Raw genomic sequence first — 23,137 nt, forward strand, 5'->3', positions numbered from 1 at the left:
CACTGATTTCCTGTAAGTGATTTTTTTGTACATAAATTCAATCTATTGCGCGTTCAAATGAGGAATTTATCCATGAAAGATATCATTCAAGTAAAAAACATTTCATTTAATTATGCTGACCAACCTTTACTATTTGATAATTTGTCACTGAACGTCCACGAAGGTGAATGGCTAGCGCTGATCGGTCAAAATGGGAGTGGCAAGAGTACGCTGGCAAGACTGATTGATGGCTTGAATGTTTTAAAACAAGGGCAGATCATAGTGGACGGCTTATTCGTGAACGACGAAAATATTCTTGATGTTCGCAATAAAATTGGCATGGTCTTTCAGAATCCAGAGGATCAGTTTGTCGGGGCCACTGTCGAAGATGACGTTGCCTTTGGACTCGAAAATCGTCAGGTTGATCGGAAACAAATGCATCATATTGTTGAGAGCAGTCTCAAAAATGTGAATATGTGGGATTTTAGAGATCGAATCCCCGCTAACTTATCAGGTGGGCAAAAGCAGCGAGTCGCAATTGCCGGAATTGTTGCTTTGAGTCCCCAAATAATTATTCTTGATGAAGCAACCAGTATGTTAGATCCGCGAGGGCGACAAGATATTTTGAATCTGGTGCGTGAGATCAAAGCAAAAAATCATTTAACGGTTATCTCAATTACCCACGATATTGACGAAGCTGCTGGTGCGGACCGGGTTGTGGTGATTAATCACGGCAAAAAAATTGATGAAGATGTTCCAGATAAGATATTTTCGAATACTGAACAATTGGCACAAATTGGGTTAGATGCCCCATACACATCTCAACTCATTGCAGCCTTAAAAAGAAAAGGTGTCAACCTGAATCAGCAATATCTTGATAGCGAGAGGTTAATAGCATGGATAAAGCAATTAGTTTCGAACAAGTAACCCACACATACCAAGCAAATACCCCGTATGCACAAAATGCGTTGGCTGATGTTTCATTGGTCATTCCGAACAATTCATTTACGGCTATCATCGGTCATACTGGAAGTGGCAAATCGACCCTCGTTCAGCATATCAATGCCTTGCTAAAGCCTACCAAAGGAAGCGTTCAAGTACTTGGTAGGGTAATTACACCAGCTACGACAAACAAGAATCTTAAAGCATTTCGTCAACATGTTGGCATGGTTTTTCAATTCCCTGAAAAACAACTTTTTGAGGAAACGGTTATTAAAGATATCATGTTTGGCCCTAAAAACTACGGTGTTAGTGATGCTGATGCCCAGCAGGCAGCCAAATCGGCGATGAAGCTTGTTGGTTTGGATCAATCTTTGGCTGAAAAATCGCCTTTTGATCTGTCTGGAGGTCAAATGAGGCGGGTGGCAATCGCTGGAGTCCTTGCTATGAAGCCGGAAATTCTCATTCTTGACGAACCGACTGCCGGGTTAGATCCTCGGGGTCATAAAGAGATTATGGATTTGGCCCAACAATTGCATGACGAAGATCAAATGACGATCATTTTGGTGACCCATCAAATGGATGATGTGGTGAACTACGCTTCTCAGGTCGTTGTGATGGACGAAGGAAAAATTGTCAAAACCGGTACAGCTGCCGAAATCTTTACTGATCCGGGATGGGTTTATAAAATGCAACTTAATTTACCTAGCAGTGCGGAATTTGCCCAAAAATTGGTTGATGCAGGTGTTCCAGTCGGCAAATTACCACTGACAATTGATCAGCTCGCCACTAAAATTTCGCAATTGGTGGCTGAAGGAGCGGATACGGATGAGTAATTTCTTATTTGGCAGATATTTACCAGGAAATTCCTGGGTTCATCAAATGAGCCCGCAGTCAAAACTGATGTTGAGCTTTTATTTTGTGATTGTGATATTTTTTGCTAATAACTTGGCTTCTTACGCTGCCTTAGCAGTATTAATCGCAATTGTGATTTTGTTGTCTGGCGTTTCAATCCTCTTTTTTCTTAAAGGAATCCGGCCGTTGGTTTGGTTGATTATTTTTACTGTCGCCCTCCAAATCCTGTTTAGTGCTGGTGGAACAGTTCTCTGGAAATGGGGACCATTTTCGGTCACAAATTTAAGCTTGATTAACGGTGGCTTTATTTTTATCCGCTTTTTGCTGATCATTATGATTTCCACCGTTTTAACGTTAACGACAACTCCATTGGCAATTGCGGATGGGGTGCAGACAGTGTTAAAGCCACTCAAGAAAGTAAAGTTTCCTGTTGATACGCTGGCGCTCATGCTGTCGATTGCCTTACGGTTTGTGCCAACATTGATGGATGAAATGGAAACAATTCTGAACGCTCAGCGGTCGCGTGGCGTTGATTTTGGTTCAGGAAGCTTAAAGCATCGAGTCCAAGCAGCCGTTCCGCTATTAGTCCCGTTATTTACTGGGGCGATCAATCACGCGGAGAATCTGTCAACGGCAATGGAAGCTAGAGGATTTTCGGATAGCGAACACAGGAGTAAGTATCGAATTTATCGGTGGCAGTTAAAGGACACGGTTAGTTGGCTCGTTTTTCTGCTGGTTGGCGGGTTAGTATTATATCTACGAAAATAGTTGGGGTGATGATCATCCGTTATAAAGTAACGGTCAAGTACGATGGCACGCTTTTTAGTGGTTTTCAAAGGCAGCCTGGCAAACGAACAATTGAAGGGGTATTGACAAAACAAGTGAATTTAATGGCTAAAAATCCTGATCCGCCAATTGTGGTCTATGGATCTGGACGAACTGACTCAGGCGTTCATGCATTTGGTCAGGTTATTCACTTTGATTTTCCATATAATCTGCCGACTGAGGCTATTTACCGTGGGTTAAACAGCATGTTGCCACTGGATATGGAAATTATGAAAGTCGAAAAGGTAGCGTCGGATTTTCACGCCCGCTATGATGTATCCGGTAAACGATATTTTTATCGAGTGGATTTAGGCGAATTTTTGGATCCGTTTAAACGTAACTATACGGGTCACTGGAAGTTTCCAATTGATTTTAACCGGGTCACCGAAGCATTACCTGATTTCCTTGGCGAACATGATTTTTCTAGTTTTGTTGCCTCTGGCTCGACTGCCAAATCCAATGTTCGATCGATTTATGAAGCAACCGGCAAACTGGATGAGGCTGCCAATGAACTTCAGTTAGAGTTTTACGGCAATGGCTTCCTCTATAACATGGTTCGGATCATGGTTGGGGTAATTGTCGAGATCGGATCGAATAGACGCCCTGAACATGATATACGGCGCTTATACGAGGTCAAAGATCGAAACCAGGCACGGCTAACGATGCCCGCCTCTGGTTTATATCTTAAAAAGGTTTACTACGAGGGTGAAGATCCAGCTCACCCAACAAAATTATCCACTCGGCCCCGATAATTACAAAACTGATTGACTTTTAGTGGAATAATTTGTATTATGTTAGTTGGTATTGTTTGCCCCACGATAAGCCCCGGAATCTTATTTGGTGTCGAACAAACACAGGAACATGGAGGAATATAACGTGCGTACAACATATATGGCAAAACCTGGTGAAGTAGAACGTAAATGGTACGCTGTTGATGCAGATGGCGTTTCTTTAGGACGTCTTTCATCAGTAGTCGCATCAATTCTACGAGGCAAGAATAAGCCTACTTTTACCCCTAATGTCGATACAGGGGACAATGTAATCGTAATTAACGCAAGTAAAGTGAAATTGACTGGTCATAAGGATACTCGAAAGATCTATTATCATCACTCACGCTTTATTGGCGGCTTGAAGCAAAAATCAGCTGGAGAATTTCGTGAGAAGAACCCAGAAAAATTGATCGAAACTTCAGTTAAAGGAATGCTTCCTCATGGAACATTAGGTCATAAAATTGGTTTGAAGTTACATGTCTATGCAGGTCCTGAACATGATCACCAAGCTCAAAAGCCGGAAGCATTTGACATCACTAACCTAATTTAAGGAGGAACTCGCATTGGCTCAAGTACAATATAGCGGCACAGGCCGTCGTAAAGATTCAGTTGCTCGGGTACGTTTGGTACCAGGAACTGGAAAAATTATCATGAATGACAAAGCAATCGAAGATTATATTCCTTTTGCTAACTTACGTGAAGTTGTTGTGCAACCATTTAATGTTACTGAAACTTTAGGTAACTATGATACCTTAGTTAACGTTAATGGTGGTGGATTCTCTGGTCAAGCTGGCGCAACACGTCATGGTATTGCACGTGCATTACTCGCAGTTGACCCAGATTTCCGTGGACCTTTGAAGCGTGCAGGATTATTAACCCGTGACGCTCGTATGAAGGAACGTAAGAAGCCAGGTCTTAAGAAAGCTCGTAAGGCCTCACAATTCTCAAAGCGTTAAAATTCAAATTGTTACTTTCAAAACACTTCTCATTGGAAGTGTTTTTTTGTAATCTGAAGTTTATGTTAAACTTTGTTCTCAAACGACTTTAAGCGTCGCCAATCTACTAGAATGAAACTTGTTATTGTATAATAAATGCAATAAATTTAAAGGAGCGGAACCATGCCAAAAACAAAGAACACTTTGAGGCTTAATTTATTGGCGATGTTTATTGCAATTATCATTCTTCAGACGTCGATCCCGTTGATTGGATATATTCCAATTGGCCCCTTAAGCATTACGATTATCCCGACGACGGTTGTCATTGCGACTATCCTCTTAGGAACGACAGATGGGGCAATTATTGGCGGTGTCTGGGGCTTGATTACGTTTGTTCGGGCCTACATCTGGCCAACCAGTCCGTTAGCGACAATTGTATTTGTTAACCCGATTGTTTCGGTTTTCCCAAGAATTATGATTGGTTTGGTGGCGGGCTGGGCGTATACGGCGTTAAGAAAACGGTTCAAAAATCAATCGTTAAGCGTTTCGATTGCGGCTATTTTAGGATCAATCACAAATACGGTTTTGGTTTTAGGGCTGATTTATGTCTTTTATAAAGCAAAGGCGCCTCAGCTGTATCAGATTAATATGGAAAAGTTACTCCCGTATTTGATTGGCGTTGTTGGAACGAATGGTGTCCCGGAAGCGATTTTTAGTGGAATTGTGACCCCGTTAATTGCTGTTCCGTTGAGCCGGGCCATTAAACGCCGACAGTGAGTAATCAGGTTCATTCCTAAAAAGGTGTGAAGACAAAAAGGAGGCTGCAACAAAACAAAATGTTTTGCCACAGCCTCTTCAATCATCATTTCTTGTTGGGTTTCTTGGTTGCCTTCTCAGAATCTTCTTCGTCGTCTTCAGGATCTTCTTCAACCCGTGGGGCAGCCTTGATCATTTTTAGATGACGATTATTGATAACCACTTTCTTGTGGTACTTATCAATAATTTCAGGATCATCAGATTCAAATGTGATTAGGAATGAGTTGGTATAACTCTTATCAACATAGCCTTTAAAAGTTTTCTTTTCGATCTTGAATGAAACCTCATCACCAACGTGGAACTTAGATTGTGCTTCTGATACTTCGGTGTTTTTAGCCATTGGTTTCCATCTCCATAATTAAGTGTCAAGTGATAACATAACTGATATTAGTAGATTTGTCAATTATGTCACCTTTTGTATATTAAAAATTGTTAAATATTAATTGTCTTTATTGTCATTTATCGTTAGAATTAATGCTAAAGTCAGAAAGTTTGAGGTTGTGTTGGCTAAATATGGGAAACGGCGCCGGCGTCGAGTGAGAAAATCCAATACGATTGTCATGCTCGTTTTGATCTTCTTTGGGTTAATGGTCATTCTAGGATTTCGAGCGTTGTCAAATGGTTATTCCAATTCAAATCAGGTTGATAATGCTACAAATCAAATCGCCATCGAACATCGAAAGTTCATTACGAAGCTTGCTCCCCAGGCTCAGCGACTGCAGGGTGAGTACAATGTGTTGCCTAGCATCACGCTTGCTCAGGCGATTTTAGAGTCGGATTGGGGTTCCAGCAAGCTGGCAAGCAAGTATCATAATTTATTCGGTGTTAAGGCACAAAGTTCAAGTACTAATTCGGTTTATTTAGATACCCAGGAGTTTGTGAATGGCCGGTACGTGACCGTCAAAGCGCATTTTGAAGTGTATCAGAGTTGGAATGATTCATTGACTGGTCATGCCCGGTTGCTGGCATATGGGACCAAATGGAATAATAGTCAGTATCAGGATGTCATTAACGCCAGAAATTATCTGCAGGCCGCGGATGGATTACAACGGGACGGTTATGCAACCGATCCAACTTATACTAAAAAATTGGTTTCAATTATTAAAAAATATAAGCTATATCAGTATGATGATTAGAAAGGAATTTTGTAATGGATTTACTTAAGCAGCGAATTGTTGAGGATGGCACAGTTTTACCAGGCAACGTATTGAAAGTGGATAACTTTTTAAATCATCAAGTTGATACAAAATTGATGGATCAGATCGGCGAGGAGTTTGCAAAGCTCTTCGAGGATGAAAAGATCACAAAAGTCATTACCGTTGAATCATCAGGGATTGCCCCCGCGTTAATGACCGCATTTCATATTGGGGTTCCCCTCATCTTTGCTCGGAAGCACAAAAGCTTAACTTTGACTGATAATCTTTATACAGCCAATGTTTATTCATACACGAAACAGGTCAGCAACGATATCAGTGTAGACAAACGATTTTTGAGTCCAGAGGATCGGGTTTTGATAATCGATGACTTTCTGGCAAATGGCCAAGCTGTTCAAGGTTTATTGGAAATTGCCAAAGTTGCCAAAGTTGACGTTGCCGGTGTGGGAATCGTCATCGAAAAGAGCTTCCAAAAGGGGCGCTCAATGATTGAAAAGACAGGGGTTCGATTAGAATCACTCGCCCGAATTGCTTCATTAGATAACCAAAAGGTTACTTTTGTGGAATAATAGGTTATGAAAGAATCAACAAGTTGTTGATAATAATTGGATGAAAGTAGTGAAATAATTGGCAAAAGCAAATGTTCTCTATCCAGGTCAAACAATTGGTATTTTAGGCGAAGGTCCAAGCACACCCGTTTTATTGATGACCGCAAAAAGAATGGGCTTTAATATCGGAATGTATAGTTCAAATGAAGATAGTAAAGCAATGCAACTTGCCGATTATAAATATATCGGGCCAATCGATGATAAACAGACGTTGAAGATGTTTGCGGAGCGTTGTGACGTTGTGATGTATGATAACGACTTCATTGATTCGGACATTATCCGCTACATTTCGGAATTTACGTCAGTTCCTCAAAGCGACGGCTTGCTGGATATCATTCAAGACCGATTGATTGAGCGGAGCTTTTTTGAAACGTTGAATATCAACATGGTGCCTTATTCAACGATCGTCACTCTAGAGGACATTTACCAAGCAATTAATTCTATCGGTTATCCAGCAATTTTAAAGCCAATTCAGCGGGGCCTGTTGAACGGCAAAGAATTGTTAATTAAGAATCAAGCTGATATTGTCCTGGCTTCTGGCTTTCTGGATGCTGGTACCTATATTCTTGAGTCGTACGTTGAGCACGATATCGATTATTCTGTCATTGTGACCCGGACCGAAGCAGGGGACCAAGAAATTTTCCCGGTTGTGGAAGTTGTATATAAGAATAATCAGTTGATGACAGCATTTACTGCTTCCAAGCTAGACCCTAGCGTTGAGAAGGAAATGAAACGCATTACAAAAGAGATCACGAATAATCTGGATTACGTTGGCACTGTCGAAGTGAGTTTATTCTTAGCAAAAAGTGGGTCAATTTATGTGAGTCGGGTGGCGCCATTATTGAGCCCAGCCGGATTCGTGTTTGATTATGCAGCTAATGTGAACGAGTTTGAACAACATATTCGTGCAATTGTTGGCTTACCACTGGCAAAAATAATTACTGCTACGCCGACGGTTTACCAAACCATCAGAAAAAAGGATTATCAGCGGATCAAAACGCAATGGGTCATAAAAGGAAACTGGCACTTTACAATTTACGATAATCAGGTAAGCGATGATGATCAAGCAGTCGGAAATGTCTTAATCCCTACTCAATCGTTGCCAGACACACTGATGCAGTTGGAAGCAACCGGAATTTGGCCCGATATTGATTATAAAGATAAGTATTTAAAAAAATAACTGGGTGTTCTAATTAATTTATCAAAACAATCAAAAGAATCAATTGTTCCGAACCTTTGGAATGGTTGATTCTTTCACTTCTAAACACTCATTTATTGATGTTTATGAATGATTTAAGCTAGGAGCAAAAGCTGGTATTTTTTGGTATAATTGACAGGATAAATGTGAGAGGATGAAATTTTTAGTGGCTGAAGAAAGTTTATTAGACGGTTTAAATAAGGATCAAAAGGATGCAGTTGTCCATACCGAAGGACCAGTGTTAATTATGGCGGGGGCTGGTAGTGGCAAGACTCGAGTTTTGACCCACCGGATTGCGTACATAATTGAACATAATCATGTGATGCCATGGCATATTTTGGCAATCACTTTTACAAACAAAGCTGCTAAAGAAATGCGTGAGCGGGTTGCTAAGCTGTTGGATGACAGTGGCAATGATGTATGGGTTTCAACATTTCACGCCCTCTGTGTGCGGATTTTACGGCGTAACATTGATCTGTTAGGGTACAATCGGGCGTTCACGATTGCTGATACCAGTGAGCAACGAACCCTTGTGAAACGAGTATTAAGGGACTTGAACATCGATCCCAAAAAATTTGACCCGCGTTCCATTCTGTCATCGATCTCAAATGCTAAAAATGATTTATTGACACCAAAACAGTATAAAGCTCAGGCAGTGAGTGCATTTGATCAGATTGTGGCTGATGTATATGAACGCTACCAGGCTGAGTTACGTCAAAATGAATCATTGGACTTTGATGACTTAATTATGATTACCATTCAGTTATTTGAGCAACATCAGGATGTTTTGGAATATTATCAGGATAAATTTCACTATATTCATGTCGATGAATATCAGGATACCAATGAGGCACAGTATAAGCTGGTGAACACGTTAGCCCAGAAGAATCAGAATATTTGTGTTGTTGGGGATGCTGACCAAAGTATTTATGGTTGGCGGGGTGCCAATATGCAAAATATTTTGGACTTCAAGAAGGACTATCCTAATGCTCACGTGACGTTGTTGGAGCAGAATTATCGCTCAACCAAAACGGTGCTGGATGCTGCTAACTCAGTCATTGCTCACAATGATAATCGAGCCGACAAAAATCTTTGGACTGAAAATGAAAAGGGCGACCAAATTTCATATTATCGTGGTCAAACCGAAAATGATGAGGCCCGCTACGTTGTGGCTAAGATTCAAGAGGAAATGAAAAAGCCAAAGCACAACTATGGCAGCTTTGCGATTTTGTATCGAACCAATGCTCAGTCTCGAGTGATTGAAGAAACGCTCCTTAAATCCAACATCCCTTACACGATGGTTGGGGGCCATAAATTCTATGACCGAAAAGAAATTCGAGATATTTTGTCATATTTGACGTTGTTGGGTAACCCTAACGACTCCATGAGTTTCGAACGGGTGATTAACGAACCTAAGCGAGGAATCGGCGTTACCAGCATTGAAAAGTTACGGCTCTTCGCCAATGACCACGGGTGGAGCCTATTAGATGCAGCCAAGAGTGTGGATCTGGCAAATGAAATTTCATCTCGGGCGAAAAACTCAATTGCCGCATTCGAACAAATGATCAGTCAGATTTATGCCAAAATGGATCAGCTGTCCATTACCGAATTAACAGAAGAACTGTTGGATAAGAGTGGTTACCTGAGTACCTTAAAGGCCTCGAAATCACTTGAAGCTCAAACTCGGCTTGAAAACTTGGAAGAATTTATTTCAGTTACTCAAAAATATGATGAAGCCAACTCAGAAGAAACCGGTCAAGATAACTTGGTCAACTTTCTCAGTGATTTAGCGTTAGTTTCTGATCAGGATGATCTGGAAGATGATAATTCTCAAGTGACTTTAATGACATTGCATGCGGCCAAAGGGTTGGAATTCCCAGTTGTCTTTTTGATGGGGATGGAGGAAGGGCTTTTCCCACTTGCCAGAGCGGCTGCAGATGAATCTGAGCTCCAAGAAGAACGGCGGCTGGCATACGTTGGCATTACCCGGGCTAAGGAAAAGCTCTATATCACTAATGCCTACTCCAGAATGCTTTATGGTCGCCGACAGAATAATCCGGAATCCAGATTTGTGAATGAAATTAAGCCCGAATTAATTCATTACGACAATCAACAGCAGTCCGAAACGCCATTGACCACGCCATTTGACCGGCGAACTCGGCGGGCAACCGCAACCACTTACCACCGTCCAGATCAGATAGTTGAAAAGCCTAAGGGAACTGGTGCTGATAGGAAAGCTTGGGAAGTTGGTGACAAAGTTTCCCACAAAGCCTGGGGAACCGGCACGGTTGTTAAGGTTTCTGGAACTGGCGAGGACATGGAATTAGATATTGCCTTTCAGGAACAGGGAATTAAGCGATTATTAGCTGCTTTTGCCCCAATCAAAAAACAGGAATAGCTATTAGAAATTAAATAACAGAAGGTGTTATCGTGGCTCTTGAAAAAATCAGTGAGCAACAGGCCGCAGAAGAAGCAGCCAATCTTCGAGCAAAACTAAATAAATGGTCCGATGAATATTACACCTACGATTCTCCCAGCGTTGAGGATTCTGTCTATGATCAAACTTATGAACGGTTGGTTGAACTGGAAACGCAATTTCCCAACATTGTAACGCCGGATTCGCCGACCCAAAAAGTTGGTGATCACACACTACCCGGATTTACAAAAGTGCCCCATGAGATTCCAATGCTTTCACTTGGGGACGTTTTCTCAAAAGGTGAGCTCGGGGATTTTGTTGACCGCCTGACGGACTCTGATTCCGTGCCGTTTAATTACAATTGCGAATTGAAAATTGATGGTTTGGCAATTTCATTGCGATATGAAAATGGAATTTTGGTTCAGGGTTCAACTCGTGGGAATGGGCAGATCGGAGAAGATATTACGCGAAATTTAAAGACGATCAAATCGATTCCACGTAAGCTTACGCGGCCAATCAATATCGAGGTTCGTGGTGAATGTTACATGCCCAAGTCTTCATTTGCTTCATTGAATGAGGAACGGCAGAATAATGGTCTTGAACCATTTGCCAACCCAAGGAACGCGGCTGCTGGTAGTTTGCGACAACTGGATCCTAGGGTAACTGCTCGCCGGAAATTGAGCACATTTATGTATAACGTTGCGGATTATGATGACCTGGAAACGGATACTCAAAGTGGTCTGCTGGAAGAATTAAAGGCATTGGGTTTTACGATCAATCCCACGTACCGGGTTGCTCATTCAATGAATGCGATTGATGCCTATGTTGATCAATATCAGCAACTTCGCGACGGACTTCCATACGGAATTGATGGGATTGTCATTAAAGTCAATTCACTGCCACTTCAACGGTCTTTGGGTGCAACAGTAAAGGTCCCTCGTTGGGCAATTGCGTTCAAGTTCCCACCTGAAGAAGTCCAAACGGTTGTCCGAGAAATTGTCTGGACAGTTGGACGTACGGGGGTAGTGACCCCAACTGCAGTGATGGATCCCGTGACCTTAGCAGGATCGACAGTTGGTCGGGCTTCCTTACATAATCCCGATTATCTACAGGAGAAGGATATCCGCGTCGGCGATACTGTTAAGCTCCATAAGGCTGGCGATATTATTCCTGAGATTTCGCAATATATTGCTGAAAAGCGGCCCAAAGAAAGCCAGCCTTACTCAATCCCGACTAAGTGTCCATCGTGTGGCTCCGAGTTGGTTCATTTAGATGAAGAAGTTGCATTGCGGTGCATTAATCCCAAGTGTCCCGCTCAACTTCAGGAAGGGTTAACCCATTTTGCTTCGCGGGACGCCATGAATATCGACGGCCTTGGTCCAAAGATCATTGCTCAGTTATTTGATAAGCATATGTTAAATGATGTTGCTGGGTTATATGAACTGACTTTTGACCAATTGTTGACTTTGGATAAATTTGGTGAAAAATCTGCGGGTAATCTTCTTGCAGCCATTGAGAACAGCCGGGGCAAGTCTTGTGAACGACTGCTCTATGGTTTAGGAATTCGCCATGTTGGGATTAAGGCAGCTCGTTTAATTTCACAGCGTTTTAAAAATATTGATAAATTGATGGCTGCTTCCGCGCAAGAGATTGCGGAAATTGATACAATGGGAATGATCATTGCTGACAGTGTCGTGACCTATTTTTCAATGCCGGAGTCAAAAGAGCTGATTCAACAGCTGAAACAGGTTGGGGTAAATATGGACTATCTCGGTGTGAGTGATGAACAGCTGGTCCAGAGCGGTTCCTTCTTTACTGGAAAGAAGTTTGTATTAACTGGTAAACTTCAAGAAATCACCCGTCCTGATGCCACTCAATGGCTTGAAGACCATGGTGCCACCGTTAGCGGCTCTGTATCAAAGAAAACTGATATCGTGGTTGTTGGTGAAGATCCTGGCAGTAAATATGATAAAGCCAAAAATCTAGGAATTGAAACGTGGGATGAAGCCTACTTCCGTGAGGCGATGGCAAATGAGAAGTAACAGTGGAGGAGAATCAATGTTAAAAAAAGCAATTGTTGGCATCTCGATTATCCTATCCGGGTTCATGTTAGCGGCGTGTGGCAGTGTTGATAATCTGTCAAGTGACACCAACAGCTCGAATGGTTCAAAGACCAAGACGCAATTAACCGGTCAAACCAACGATAATTATTATCAAGGGGTCATCAAAAATGGTCGTTACCGGACCAGTAAATCAAGGGGCGTTAGCGTGTCCCAAGAATCCAACCAATTTAATATCAAGGGATTTGAGAATGGCTTGCTGAATATTTCCAAGAAGGAATTTTCAACTAAAAAGTATGTTTTCCAAGAAGGCCAGTACCTTTCAACTGACCAGGTGGAAAATTGGCTGGATCGCAAATCCAAATCGAACCCAACCGGCCTTAATCCCGAAAAAGTCAAATCCACCACGCCGACTGGGCGGACACCCATTTACCTTTCCCAAATTGATGAACAGGACTTTATGGTTCAAAATGGGAAGTCACTCAAGTTATCCGCGATGACCGTTGGCTTGGCGATTAACTCGGTGGATTATTACAAGAAGACTCAATATGGGCCGACATATCAGACCAACATCTCCAATGCCGAGGTTAAAAAGCATGGCAAGGCAATTGCTAACCAAGTCCTTCAAAGATTGCGGAAGAAGAAGGCCTTGAAGAACATTCCGATCATTATTGCGCTTTATAAGTCGGCATCTGATGATAGTCTCGTTGGCGGGAACTTCTTTGCCTATTCCCTGAATGACGATTCGGAGACGAAGATTAGCAAGTGGACAAAAGTAAACCAAAAGAATTATGTCTTTCCACTCCAATCAAACAAAAAGGGTCCCAGCACCAACGATGAAGATTCTTTTGATAATTTCAAATCAACCATTCAAGGATTCTTCCCGAACCTGAGTGGGGTGACTGCTCAGGCTCAGTACACCGACGGCTCGTTGAGTGGCATGAATGTCAATATTACCACCCAATTTTACAGCCAGACTGAAATTATTAGTTTCACTCAGTACATTCAAGGAGCCGCCCAGAAATACTTGCCGGCCAACGCACCAATTGACATTACGGTTCAGTCGACGGAGGGTATCCAAAGTTTCTTGAGCCGAAAAGCCAACGAGAAGAAGTTTTCAGCTCATATTTTCAATAGTTATTAATTTTACAAAAATGATGGTCGTTATATGGTAAAATTATTGTTGTGATTAAATTAAGTAATTCAGAAGAGAGAAGGATTTCGATGACTGAAAAGATCTCTGAAGATCAAGTGAAACACGTTGCTGGCCTAGCAAAGCTCAAGATTGACGATGACCAGTTACCATATTTTACAACCCAATTAGATAAGATTATCGGTTTATTTGAAACACTCAGTGAAGTTGATACCGAGGGTGTCGAACCGACAAGTAGTGTCACTGACCAAGTTAATGTTATGAGAGAAGACGTTGCCGAAGATTGGCACCAACAACAAGCATTATTGGATAATGCCCCTGATACTCAGGATGGCTACATTCGAACTCCTACGATTATCGATGAAAGTGGGGAAAATGAGTAATGAATTATTTCAACGAATCCTTAACCAGTATCCACGAGAAATTAGTCACCAAAGAAATCTCCGCTAAAGATCTGACCCAAGAAACCTTGAACAATATCCAAGCAGTTGATGGTGAGATTAAGGCGTTCTTAACGGTTGATGAAGCTAGTGCCGTAAAAGACGCTGAACAAATCGATCAGAATGGGATTGATGCTGATAACGGCTTGTCTGGTATTCCTGTTGCCATCAAGGATAATATGTTGACTAAAGGGATGAAGACGACAGCTGCTTCCAAAATTTTGGAAAACTTCACGCCAATGTTTGATGCAACTGCTGTTGAAAAGCTCAAGAGCTTTGGCACGGTGACATTAGGAAAGACTAACATGGATGAATTTGCAATGGGGGGTTCAACTGAGAACTCTGCCTTCAAAGTCACACACAATCCATGGGACACGACCAAAGTGCCTGGTGGTTCATCAGGTGGCTCAGCTGCCACGGTTGCCGCTGGTGAAGTTCTGGTGGCGCTTGGATCTGATACGGGTGGTTCAATTCGCCAACCAGCCTCGTTTAACGGAGTGGTTGGAATGAAGCCAACCTATGGCCGGGTTTCTCGTTGGGGCTTAATTGCCTTTGGTTCAAGTTTGGATCAAATCGGCCCAATTACTCGAAATGTTCAGGACAACGCGACCGTTTTGAACGCAATTGCGGGTCATGATCAACATGATTTAACTTCATCAACTAAGGAAGTTCCTGATTTTACCAGCACCTTGAATAACGGTGTTAAGGGGATGAGAATTGGAATTCCAACTGAATTCATGTCCCAAGGACTTGATGATGATGTGAAGCAAACAGTATTGGACGCTGCCGATGAATTTAGAAAACTCGGGGCCACTGTTGAAGAAGTTTCGTTACCTCATACTAAGTATGGGGTTGCGGCTTATTACATTATTTCCTCATCTGAAGCATCTTCAAACCTTCAGCGATTTGATGGCATTCGTTACGGTCGTCGGGCTAAAGATGTTAAGAACCTCGAGGATCTCTATGTAAAGTCGCGGTCTGAAGGATTTGGCGATGAAGTTAAACGCCGAATTATGTTAGGAACTTTCTCGTTGTCTGCCGGCTTCTATGACGCCTACTTTAAGAAAGCTGCTCAGGTTCGGACATTGATGAACAATGATTTTGCCAAAGTATTCAAAGACTTTGATTTGATCTTGGCACCAACTGCCCCAACCCCGGCATATGGCATCGGTGAAGATGTTTCTGATCCAATGACAATGTATATGAACGATGTGTTGACATTGCCAGTGAACTTGGCTGGTCTGCCAGGAATGTCGATCCCAGCTGGTTTTTCAAATGGCTTGCCAGTAGGTGTTCAACTAATCGGTCGACCATATGATGAACTAAGCGTTTATCAAGCTGGGAATGCTTTCGAACAAGATACTGACTTTAATCAGCAAACACCAAAGATGGGAGGAACTAACTAATGAATTTTCAAACAACAATTGGGCTTGAAGTGCACGTTGAGTTAAAAACGAACTCCAAAATTTTTAGTCCTTCTCCCGTAGAATTTGGTGATACGCCAAATGCCAACACTAACGTGATTGACTGGGGTTATCCTGGTGTCTTGCCAACCACTAACAAAGGGGTTGTTCATGACGGCATTATGGCCGGATTAGCGCTACATGCTCAAATCGAACCCAAGCCTCATTTCGACCGAAAGAACTACTTTTATCCTGATAACCCAAAGGCTTACCAGATTACCCAATCCGAAACGCCCATTGCCCATGACGGCTGGGTTGAAATCGAAGTAGATGGTAAAAAGAAGAAAATCGGGATTGCTGAGATGCATATCGAAGAGGATGCGGGGAAGAATACCCATGCTGTTGAACATTCTTATGTCGACTTAAACCGTCAGGGAACCCCACTAATTGAAATTGTTTCCAAGCCTGATATTGAATCTCCAGATGAAGCATATGCTTATCTGGAACAATTACGGCAAATTGTTCAGTTTACCGGCATTTCTGATGTCAAAATGGAAGAAGGTTCCATGCGGGTTGATACCAACATTTCGATCAGACCACTTGGCCAGAAGGAATATGGTACCAAAGTTGAAATGAAGAACATTAACTCATTTAACTACGTCCGTAAGAGTCTGGAATACGAGGAGCAACGTCAACAACGGGTGTTGATGTCTGGTGGCGTGATCCAACAAGAAACTCGTCGATTTGATGAAACGACGGGTAAAACCGAGTTGATGCGGGTTAAGGAAGGTTCCGATGATTATCGTTACTTCCCAGAACCAGACCTACCAGTTTTGGAAATTTCCCAAGATTGGATTGACCAAATCAATGAGGAACTTCCAGAGCCACCTGCCAAGCGTCGTGAGCATTACGTCAATGAATTAGGCATTACAGACTACGATGCAATGGTTATTACCCAGACCAAAGAAATGTCTGATTTCTACGATGCCATGATTAAGGCTGGGGCCGATGCAAAGCTGGCTGCCAACTATCTACAAGGTGACGTTAATGCCTACCTAAATGATAATCAGGTTGACCTTCAAAACACCAAGATTACCCCTGACCATCTTGCAACGATGGTTAAACTGATCACCGATGGTACAATTTCGTCGAAGATGGCCAAAAAAGTCTTCAAAGCCATTACCAAGGGAGACGATCCCAAGGCATTCGTTGAAGAAAAGGGCATGGTTCAATTATCAGATCCCGCTAAGCTCCAACCAATCGTAGACGATGTTGTGGCAGCCAACCCACAATCTGTTGAAGATTTTCATAATGGTAAAGATCGTGCAATCGGTTTCTTAGTTGGTCAGATCATGAAACAAACTCATGGCAAAGCTAACCCTCAAGTTGTAAACAAAATGTTGAAAGAATCAATGAGTAAATAGGAAAGTCAGGATTATTATGCGAAAACGGGCAAGAGTCATCTATAACCCAACTTCTGGAAGAGAAATCCTCAAGCAGAAGATGGTGGATATTTTGGATGTGTTTGAACAGGCTGGTTATGAAACCAGTGCATACGCCACCACTGCTGCTAAGGATTCCGCCAAAAATGAAGCTCGCCGAGCCGCTGAAGAAGGGTTCGAGTTAATTGTTGCGGCTGGTGGAGACGGAACGATCAATGAGGTTGTCAATGGGATTGCCCCATTGAAGAAACGACCAAAGATGGCGATCATCCCTGCCGGTACAACGAATGATTATGCCCGTGCTTTGCATATTCCCCGTGAGGATCCAGTTGAAGCCGCCAAGATGGTATTTAAGAAGCAAACCATTCACATGGATATTGGCAAAGCTGGCGATAATTACTTCATTAACATTGCCGCTGGTGGCTTACTAACTGAACTGACTTACGATGTGCCTTCAGATTTAAAAACGATTTTTGGTTATTTAGCCTATTTGGTCAAAGGTGCCGAATTATTGCCGCGAATTAAACCCATCCAGATGGATTTGAAATATGATGGCGGCGAATTTAAAGGCAAAGCATCTATGTTTTTCCTCGCCTTAACCAATTCGGTCGGTGGGTTTGAACAAATTGTTCCAGATGCATTGCTGGATGATGGTAAGTTCACGTTAATCATTGTTAAAACCAGCAACCTGGTGGAAATTCTTCATTTGGCTTCTAAAGTTTTGAATGGTGGTAAGCACGTGGACGATCCCCGGATCATTTACAAGAAGGTCCGTAAAGTGACGGCTAAGCCAGTTAATGATCGCATGCAGATTAACTTGGATGGCGAATATGGTGGCGATGCGCCAATGACGTTCGTTGATTTGAAACAACACATTGAAATTTTTGCGAATACTGATGAAATTCCTGATCGAGCGTACACCGATGAAATCGATCGAATTCGTGAAGCTGAAAAGAACTTCGTCAAAGGCGTTGACAAACTGCCTGATAAGGAATAGTTTTATATGATGTTTATGAATTGCGTTACGATGTTGTCGTTTCGCAATTTTTGTTTCTACGCAAATAAAGGTGAATAAATGAAAAGAACTGCTCCAGTATTAAAAAATGAAAATTATGATGTTGATATTACCGATTTGACTTATCAAGGCATGGGGGTTGCCAAAATTGACGACTTCCCAATCTTCATTGAAGATGCATTGCCGACTGAAAACGTGACAATGAAGGTTATTAAGGTCAAGAAAAACTTTGCATTTGGGAAAGTTATTAAGATCAATCAAAAGAGTGCTGACCGAGTCGAGTCGGTTGATAAGGCATATACGCAAACCGGCATTACCCCACTACAACATCTCAAATATGATGCGCAACTTGAATTCAAGCGTCATCAAATTGAAGAAGATTTCAAGAAATTGAAGCTTGATGTGCAAGTTGACCCAACAATTGGCATGGATAAGCCTTATGAATATCGTAACAAGGCTCAAATCCCGGTTCGTTTAATCAATGGTCAATTGCAAACAGGATTTTATCGCAAACATTCCCATGATCTCGTCCCAATCGAGGACTTTTATATTCAAGATCCTGAGATTGATAAGGCGATCGTCGTAGTTCGTGATATTTTACGCAAGTATCGGATTAAGCCTTACGATGAACGAGTAAACGGCGGAGTTATCCGAAACGTGATGGTTCGTCGCGGGCATTATTCTCATGAAATGATGATTGTGCTCATTACCAGAACCGAAAAATTGCCAAGTAACAAGGAAATTGTTGCTGATATCACTAAGGCATTGCCAGAAGTTAAGAGCATTGTCCAAAATGTGAATCCGAAAAAGACCAATGCATTGATGGGTAAGGAGAATAAAGTCTTGGCAGGGCAAAGTACGATTGAGGACACCCTGCTTGGACTCAAATTTGAAATTTCTGCTAATTCGTTCTATCAAGTTAACCCAGTCCAAACCGAAAAATTATATGATTTGGCCACCAAAAAAGCGGATTTATCCGCTGACGATACGGTTATCGATGCTTATTGTGGGATTGGGACAATTTCACTTTCAATGGCCCGAGTCGCCAAAAAAGTATACGGGGTTGAAATTGTTCCCGAAGCCGTTGAAGACGCTAAAAAGAACGCCAAAGTTAACGGAATCAATAATGTGAAATTCGTTGCGGGTTACGCCGAAGATCAAATGGCAAAATGGCAAGAAGACGGCCTGAAGCCTGATGTGATTGTGGTTGATCCGCCACGTAAAGGGTTAGATGGCACGTTGATTGACAGTGTTGTTAAGATGCAACCGAAACGAGTTGTGTACGTATCGTGCAACCCAGCAACTCTTGCAAGGGATGTCAAGTTATTTAATGAACAAGGCTATCAAGTAAACCAGCCAATCCAACCTGTTGATCAATTTCCGCAAACGGTGCATATTGAATCAATTACGGTTTTAACAAAATAGATGTGTGACGATCACGTTTGAATGTGTCCCTATAAAAGATTCTCCAAAATTTTGAATTTTGAGGGGATCTTTTTTGATGCGTGATTTCTAATCGTGGGCGCTTGTGTAACGGTCGAAACCGCATTTTAGTAATGGCGTGGAAAATGGGGTAAAGATGACGGCTGATTCTAACAAGCAATCACAACCAAACGTATCAAAATAACGAGCCCGTTCGATTTTGGGAACCGTTTCCAATCACTTTTTGGAGAAATCTTTCAACTTTTTTGAAAAAAGGCGGTAATTCCTATTACCATGCCCATTCAACGCCATTTGTAAGCCGTTTGTTAACTGAATAGTAATAGTTGACCCGAGCCTTATAATATCAGTCGTTACGCCTAACCAATTTAGTCTAGGCTTCAAATTTGCATTTGGTCTATATGTTTGAAACAAGTCCATATCTTTGTTATGCTTTTTAAAGTAAATTTTTTAGCGACAGGCACAAACCTATTAGGAAGTGCCTTTTTTAATTTCTTAGATCGTTAATACGAAACATTGATAAGGAGGGGCACATGACAGCAAAATTAGAAGTGCGACATCTTACCAAGATTTTTGGCCGCCGGATTCCCCGGGCCGAAGAATTATTAAAAGCAGGTAAGTCAAAAGCTGAGATTTTAAAATCAGCAGGTGCCACAGTTGGTGTGAACGACGCCAATTTTGAAGTGAACGATGGTGAAATTTTTGTCATCATGGGACTATCTGGAAGTGGTAAATCAACGATGATTCGGATGATTAACCGATTGATTGAACCCACATCCGGTGAAGTCCTCATCGATGGTGAAAATTTAACCTCACTCAATAAAAAACAATTGTTGGATGTTCGCCGGAACAAAATGAGCATGGTTTTCCAAAACTTTGCGTTGTTTCCAAATCGGACCATCATCGATAACACCGCCTATGGATTGGAAATTAAGGGTGTTGATAAAGATGAGCGTTTGAAAAAGTCTCATGATGCACTGGAATTAGTTGGCCTTCACGGTTACGACAATCAGTATCCTACTCAATTGTCAGGCGGGATGCAGCAACGGGTTGGCCTTGCCAGAGCCCTTGCTAATAACTCGGAGATTCTATTGATGGATGAGGCCTTTTCAGCTTTAGATCCATTGAATAGAAAAGATATGCAGGACGAGTTGTTGGATCTTCAAGAAAACCTGCACAAAACGATTGTATTTATTTCTCATGACTTGAACGAAGCGCTGCGAATTGGCGATCGAATCATGATCATGAAAGACGGCGAAATTGTTCAAACTGGTACGCCGGAAGAAATTCTGACGCAACCAGCGGACGATTACGTTGAGAGATTTATTGAAGATGTCGATCGGACGAAGGTTTTGACCGCTTCTAATGTCATGATCCGACCGACATTCGTTAACATTGACAAAGATGGACCGCGGATTGCAATGCGGCGGATGGTTGAAAATGAGATTTCGTCCGTTTATGTCGTGAACAATCAACGTGAATTTATTGGGGTAGTTGACGCCAGTCACGTGATGAGCTTAATCAAGAAGAAGGAACGTAAGCTTGATTCAGTCATTCAAAAGAACGTGCCAACAACTTCTCCAGATACCCCAATCACGGATATCATGGATACCATTTCTTCAACGCCAATCCCTTATGCAGTGGTTGACGATCAAAATCATCTGTTAGGAATCATCATTAGAGGTGCCGTTCTTGGCGCAATTTCTGGAAATGAGGTGGGCGAAGATGAATAACATTCCTCAATTACCTGTTTCAAGTTGGATTGACAAATTTGTTGACTGGTTGGCGAGCTTTGAAGGGTTCTTCAACGCTGTTACCAACTTCATTGGCGGCATTATCAACGGATTTCAATGGATCTTTGATCTGTTGCCAATTTGGTTGTTCATGCTGCTGGTTGTTGGCTGTACGTACTGGTTGAACCGAAAAACCAAGCACTGGACATTAATTGGCTTCGAAATCGTTGGTTTACTTTACATTTGGAATCAAGGCTTCTGGCGTGATATGACTCAGACGTTGACATTGGTTCTAACTTCAAGCTTGATTGCCCTAGTTATTGGAGTTCCACTTGGAATTTGGATGGGTAAATCAAAGGTCTTTGAAACCATTAACAAGCCAATTCTTGATTTTATGCAGACGATGCCAGCCTTTGTCTATTTGATCCCCGCAGTTGCCTTCTTTGGAATTGGAATGGTTCCCGGAGTCATTGCTTCGGTGATCTTTGCAATGCCGCCAACGATTCGGATGACCAACTTAGGAATCCGCCAAGTGCCGGCTGACTTAATTGAAGCTGCCGATTCATATGGCTCAACTTCCTGGCAAAAGCTCTTCAAGGTTCAGTTACCATTAGCAAAATCAACGTTAATGGCTGGTGTCAACCAAAGTATGATGCTTTCGCTTTCGATGGTTGTGATCGCGTCAATGATTGGGGCTATGGGACTTGGAAACAAAGTCTACTTTGCCGTGGGCCGAAATGACGCTGGTGGTGGTTTCGCCGCCGGGCTAGCAATCGTTATTTTAGCGATCATTTTGGATCGAATTACGCAGGCAATTAATCGTAGCAAGATCCCTAAGTCATAGAAGGGGGTTCATATGAAAAAAAGAAATCGCAAATTAATCCTTTTCCTCTCACTCACGTTTTCTGTCGTGTTGTTGTCGGCTTGTTCAAGCAAGGTTGCGAAATATAACCCCAACGAAAGTCTTGGCAAACAGATTAATTATACGATCACCGGAATTGAAGCCGGGGCTGGTGAAATGACAACTACTCAAAAGGCGATGAAGGCATATGGACTGACGAATTCTAAGTGGCAATTGCAAACCAGTTCAACTGCTGCCATGACAAGTACACTAGCTAAATCGGTTAAGAACCATCAGCCGATCGTTGTGACAAGTTGGACGCCCCACTGGATGATTAATAAATTCCATTTGAAGTTCCTGAAGGATCCTAAAAACATTTATGGAAAGTCGGAAGACATCCATACGATTGTCCATAAAGGGCTGAAAAAAGACAAGCCGGAAGCCTATGAGATGTTGAACAGATTTAACTGGAAACCAGATCAAATGGCAGACATCATGTTAAAAGTGAACAATGGCGAAAATCCTAAGACGGCAACCGTCAAATGGATGAAGCAGAATCAGCAACAAGTCAATTCCTGGACCAAAGGCATTAAACACGTTCACGGTCAATCGATCAAGTTGACCTATGTTGCGTGGGATTCAGAAATTGCCTCCACAAATTTAGTTGCCAATGTATTGAGATCTCTTGGTTATAAAGTTGAAATCCAAGCAATGGAGCTTCAACCCTTATGGGCTTCAATTGCAACCAACGCGGCTGACGGCATGGTCTGTGCCTGGTTGCCTAACACCCAAGGATTGTATTACAAGGATTATAAAGGCAAGTTTGACGACCTTGGAACCAATTTAAAGGGTGCCAAAGTTGGGTTAGCCGTTCCTTCTTATATGAAGAATATTAATTCGATTGAAGATTTGAAAAACTAAAGTGGATTAATTGGAACCGTTTAAAATCAAAGGATCATCTAAAGTCGAAATCCCCAGTGTGAATTTATCCATGAGGAAATCGAATAGCTAAACGCTCTAAGAGGTTGAAACGCAAATGAGGTGTACCCCAAAAGTTAAAGTAAATATTTGCTTGTCTTTCCTAGGCGGCACGGAGTCGATAGCTTATCGGCGCT

General features: G+C 42.1%; 22 protein-coding genes. 21 read left to right on the forward strand and 1 reads right to left on the reverse strand.

Going from position 1 to position 23,137, the window contains the following annotated elements:
- Nucleotides 1-72: 72 nt before the first annotated feature.
- The 7 genes from KTE19_RS03830 to KTE19_RS03860 all read left to right on the forward strand — a co-directional run bounded on the left by KTE19_RS03830 (nucleotide 73) and on the right by KTE19_RS03860 (nucleotide 5,080).
- Nucleotides 73-906 (forward strand): energy-coupling factor transporter ATPase, encoded by an 834-nt coding sequence (locus KTE19_RS03830; protein ID WP_217341658.1) that lies wholly within the window; start codon nucleotides 73-75, stop codon nucleotides 904-906.
- Nucleotides 876-1,754 carry an energy-coupling factor ABC transporter ATP-binding protein gene (locus KTE19_RS03835; RefSeq protein ID WP_217341659.1) on the forward strand — a complete coding sequence of 293 codons (879 nt, stop codon included), beginning with the start codon at nucleotides 876-878 and terminating at the stop codon, nucleotides 1,752-1,754. The genes KTE19_RS03830 and KTE19_RS03835 overlap by 31 nt, the downstream gene beginning before the upstream one ends.
- A complete protein-coding gene (locus KTE19_RS03840) occupies nucleotides 1,747-2,541 on the forward strand; it encodes an energy-coupling factor transporter transmembrane component T family protein (RefSeq protein WP_217163052.1) in 795 nt (264 codons plus the stop codon). Before KTE19_RS03835 ends, KTE19_RS03840 begins: the two co-directional genes overlap by 8 nt.
- Nucleotides 2,542-2,552: 11 nt before the next feature.
- Nucleotides 2,553-3,350: a tRNA pseudouridine(38-40) synthase TruA gene (gene truA, locus KTE19_RS03845; RefSeq protein WP_217163073.1), complete on the forward strand. Its 798-nt coding sequence runs from the start codon at nucleotides 2,553-2,555 to the stop codon at nucleotides 3,348-3,350.
- Nucleotides 3,351-3,474: 124 nt separating this feature from the next.
- The gene (gene rplM / locus KTE19_RS03850) at nucleotides 3,475-3,918 is read left to right on the forward strand and encodes a 50S ribosomal protein L13 (RefSeq protein ID WP_217341660.1); all 444 of its coding nucleotides are present in this window, start codon (nucleotides 3,475-3,477) and stop codon (nucleotides 3,916-3,918) included.
- Nucleotides 3,919-3,931: 13 nt separating this feature from the next.
- Nucleotides 3,932-4,324 carry a 30S ribosomal protein S9 gene (rpsI, locus tag KTE19_RS03855; protein ID WP_008855771.1) on the forward strand — a complete coding sequence of 131 codons (393 nt, stop codon included), beginning with the start codon at nucleotides 3,932-3,934 and terminating at the stop codon, nucleotides 4,322-4,324.
- A 162-nt stretch (nucleotides 4,325-4,486) separates the two neighbouring features.
- Nucleotides 4,487-5,080 carry an ECF transporter S component gene (locus KTE19_RS03860; protein ID WP_217163047.1) on the forward strand — a complete coding sequence of 198 codons (594 nt, stop codon included), beginning with the start codon at nucleotides 4,487-4,489 and terminating at the stop codon, nucleotides 5,078-5,080.
- 85 nt (nucleotides 5,081-5,165) lie between these two features.
- Here KTE19_RS03860 and KTE19_RS03865 read toward each other — a convergent pair whose 3' ends face one another.
- Complete coding sequence (locus KTE19_RS03865) at nucleotides 5,166-5,459, reverse strand: DUF2187 domain-containing protein (RefSeq protein WP_217163045.1); 294 nt, start codon at nucleotides 5,457-5,459, stop codon at nucleotides 5,166-5,168.
- Nucleotides 5,460-5,619: 160 nt separating this feature from the next.
- Between KTE19_RS03865 and KTE19_RS14130 the strand changes: the two genes are divergently transcribed.
- The 14 genes from KTE19_RS14130 (at nucleotide 5,620) to KTE19_RS03935 (ending at nucleotide 22,943) form a co-directional block, all read left to right on the forward strand.
- Complete coding sequence (locus KTE19_RS14130) at nucleotides 5,620-6,255, forward strand: glycoside hydrolase family 73 protein (protein WP_289426919.1); 636 nt, start codon at nucleotides 5,620-5,622, stop codon at nucleotides 6,253-6,255.
- A 14-nt stretch (nucleotides 6,256-6,269) separates the two neighbouring features.
- Nucleotides 6,270-6,842, forward strand: a complete 573-nt coding sequence (locus KTE19_RS03875; protein WP_217163043.1) for a xanthine phosphoribosyltransferase — start codon at nucleotides 6,270-6,272, stop codon at nucleotides 6,840-6,842.
- A gap of 58 nt (nucleotides 6,843-6,900) precedes the next feature.
- Nucleotides 6,901-8,061 carry an ATP-grasp domain-containing protein gene (locus KTE19_RS03880; protein WP_217341661.1) on the forward strand — a complete coding sequence of 387 codons (1,161 nt, stop codon included), beginning with the start codon at nucleotides 6,901-6,903 and terminating at the stop codon, nucleotides 8,059-8,061.
- Between the two features lie 184 nt (nucleotides 8,062-8,245).
- The gene (gene pcrA, locus KTE19_RS03885) at nucleotides 8,246-10,477 is read left to right on the forward strand and encodes a DNA helicase PcrA (RefSeq protein ID WP_217163039.1); all 2,232 of its coding nucleotides are present in this window, start codon (nucleotides 8,246-8,248) and stop codon (nucleotides 10,475-10,477) included.
- Between the two features lie 32 nt (nucleotides 10,478-10,509).
- Complete coding sequence (gene ligA / locus KTE19_RS03890) at nucleotides 10,510-12,537, forward strand: NAD-dependent DNA ligase LigA (RefSeq protein WP_217341662.1); 2,028 nt, start codon at nucleotides 10,510-10,512, stop codon at nucleotides 12,535-12,537.
- Nucleotides 12,538-12,553: 16 nt separating this feature from the next.
- Entirely contained in the window at nucleotides 12,554-13,699 is a 1,146-nt protein-coding gene (locus KTE19_RS03895) for a CamS family sex pheromone protein (RefSeq protein ID WP_217341663.1), read from the forward strand.
- 80 nt (nucleotides 13,700-13,779) lie between these two features.
- Nucleotides 13,780-14,091 (forward strand): Asp-tRNA(Asn)/Glu-tRNA(Gln) amidotransferase subunit GatC, encoded by a 312-nt coding sequence (gene gatC, locus KTE19_RS03900; protein WP_054747155.1) that lies wholly within the window; start codon nucleotides 13,780-13,782, stop codon nucleotides 14,089-14,091.
- The gene (gene gatA, locus KTE19_RS03905) at nucleotides 14,091-15,554 is read left to right on the forward strand and encodes an Asp-tRNA(Asn)/Glu-tRNA(Gln) amidotransferase subunit GatA (RefSeq protein WP_217341664.1); all 1,464 of its coding nucleotides are present in this window, start codon (nucleotides 14,091-14,093) and stop codon (nucleotides 15,552-15,554) included. The genes gatC and gatA overlap by 1 nt, the downstream gene beginning before the upstream one ends.
- Complete coding sequence (gene gatB / locus KTE19_RS03910) at nucleotides 15,554-16,975, forward strand: Asp-tRNA(Asn)/Glu-tRNA(Gln) amidotransferase subunit GatB (protein WP_217163029.1); 1,422 nt, start codon at nucleotides 15,554-15,556, stop codon at nucleotides 16,973-16,975. The genes gatA and gatB overlap by 1 nt, the downstream gene beginning before the upstream one ends.
- A 16-nt stretch (nucleotides 16,976-16,991) precedes the next feature.
- The gene (locus KTE19_RS03915; RefSeq protein ID WP_217163026.1) at nucleotides 16,992-17,990 is read left to right on the forward strand and encodes a diacylglycerol kinase; all 999 of its coding nucleotides are present in this window, start codon (nucleotides 16,992-16,994) and stop codon (nucleotides 17,988-17,990) included.
- A gap of 78 nt (nucleotides 17,991-18,068) precedes the next feature.
- Nucleotides 18,069-19,433 carry a 23S rRNA (uracil(1939)-C(5))-methyltransferase RlmD gene (gene rlmD, locus KTE19_RS03920; protein WP_217341665.1) on the forward strand — a complete coding sequence of 455 codons (1,365 nt, stop codon included), beginning with the start codon at nucleotides 18,069-18,071 and terminating at the stop codon, nucleotides 19,431-19,433.
- Between the two features lie 548 nt (nucleotides 19,434-19,981).
- Complete coding sequence (locus KTE19_RS03925) at nucleotides 19,982-21,181, forward strand: quaternary amine ABC transporter ATP-binding protein (protein ID WP_217163021.1); 1,200 nt, start codon at nucleotides 19,982-19,984, stop codon at nucleotides 21,179-21,181.
- Nucleotides 21,174-22,025 carry an ABC transporter permease gene (locus KTE19_RS03930; RefSeq protein ID WP_056983191.1) on the forward strand — a complete coding sequence of 284 codons (852 nt, stop codon included), beginning with the start codon at nucleotides 21,174-21,176 and terminating at the stop codon, nucleotides 22,023-22,025. The genes KTE19_RS03925 and KTE19_RS03930 overlap by 8 nt, the downstream gene beginning before the upstream one ends.
- Nucleotides 22,026-22,037: 12 nt before the next feature.
- On the forward strand, nucleotides 22,038-22,943 hold the full coding sequence (locus KTE19_RS03935) for a glycine betaine ABC transporter substrate-binding protein (protein ID WP_217341666.1): 906 nt from the start codon (nucleotides 22,038-22,040) through the stop codon (nucleotides 22,941-22,943).
- The last annotated feature ends 194 nt before the right edge of the window (nucleotides 22,944-23,137 follow it).

Origin of the sequence: Lentilactobacillus dabitei (assembly GCF_019061365.1) — a bacterium.
Taxonomy (GTDB): Bacteria; Bacillota; Bacilli; order Lactobacillales; family Lactobacillaceae; genus Lentilactobacillus; species Lentilactobacillus dabitei.

What these genes read in the sequence shown, in the direction of transcription:
- KTE19_RS03830 (WP_217341658.1), top strand. Translation starts at nt 73, where the DNA reads ATGAAAGATATCATTCAAGTAAAAAACATTTCATTTAATTATGCTGAC.
- KTE19_RS03835 (WP_217341659.1), top strand. Translation starts at nt 876, where the DNA reads ATGGATAAAGCAATTAGTTTCGAACAAGTAACCCACACATACCAAGCA.
- KTE19_RS03840 (WP_217163052.1), top strand. Translation starts at nt 1,747, where the DNA reads ATGAGTAATTTCTTATTTGGCAGATATTTACCAGGAAATTCCTGGGTT.
- KTE19_RS03860 (WP_217163047.1), top strand. Translation starts at nt 4,487, where the DNA reads ATGCCAAAAACAAAGAACACTTTGAGGCTTAATTTATTGGCGATGTTT.
- KTE19_RS03865 (WP_217163045.1), bottom strand. Translation starts at nt 5,459, where the DNA reads ATGGCTAAAAACACCGAAGTATCAGAAGCACAATCTAAGTTCCACGTT.
- KTE19_RS03875 (WP_217163043.1), top strand. Translation starts at nt 6,270, where the DNA reads ATGGATTTACTTAAGCAGCGAATTGTTGAGGATGGCACAGTTTTACCA.
- KTE19_RS03895 (WP_217341663.1), top strand. Translation starts at nt 12,554, where the DNA reads ATGTTAAAAAAAGCAATTGTTGGCATCTCGATTATCCTATCCGGGTTC.
- gatC (WP_054747155.1), top strand. Translation starts at nt 13,780, where the DNA reads ATGACTGAAAAGATCTCTGAAGATCAAGTGAAACACGTTGCTGGCCTA.
- gatA (WP_217341664.1), top strand. Translation starts at nt 14,091, where the DNA reads ATGAATTATTTCAACGAATCCTTAACCAGTATCCACGAGAAATTAGTC.
- gatB (WP_217163029.1), top strand. Translation starts at nt 15,554, where the DNA reads ATGAATTTTCAAACAACAATTGGGCTTGAAGTGCACGTTGAGTTAAAA.
- KTE19_RS03915 (WP_217163026.1), top strand. Translation starts at nt 16,992, where the DNA reads ATGCGAAAACGGGCAAGAGTCATCTATAACCCAACTTCTGGAAGAGAA.
- rlmD (WP_217341665.1), top strand. Translation starts at nt 18,069, where the DNA reads ATGAAAAGAACTGCTCCAGTATTAAAAAATGAAAATTATGATGTTGAT.
- KTE19_RS03925 (WP_217163021.1), top strand. Translation starts at nt 19,982, where the DNA reads ATGACAGCAAAATTAGAAGTGCGACATCTTACCAAGATTTTTGGCCGC.
- KTE19_RS03930 (WP_056983191.1), top strand. Translation starts at nt 21,174, where the DNA reads ATGAATAACATTCCTCAATTACCTGTTTCAAGTTGGATTGACAAATTT.
- KTE19_RS03935 (WP_217341666.1), top strand. Translation starts at nt 22,038, where the DNA reads ATGAAAAAAAGAAATCGCAAATTAATCCTTTTCCTCTCACTCACGTTT.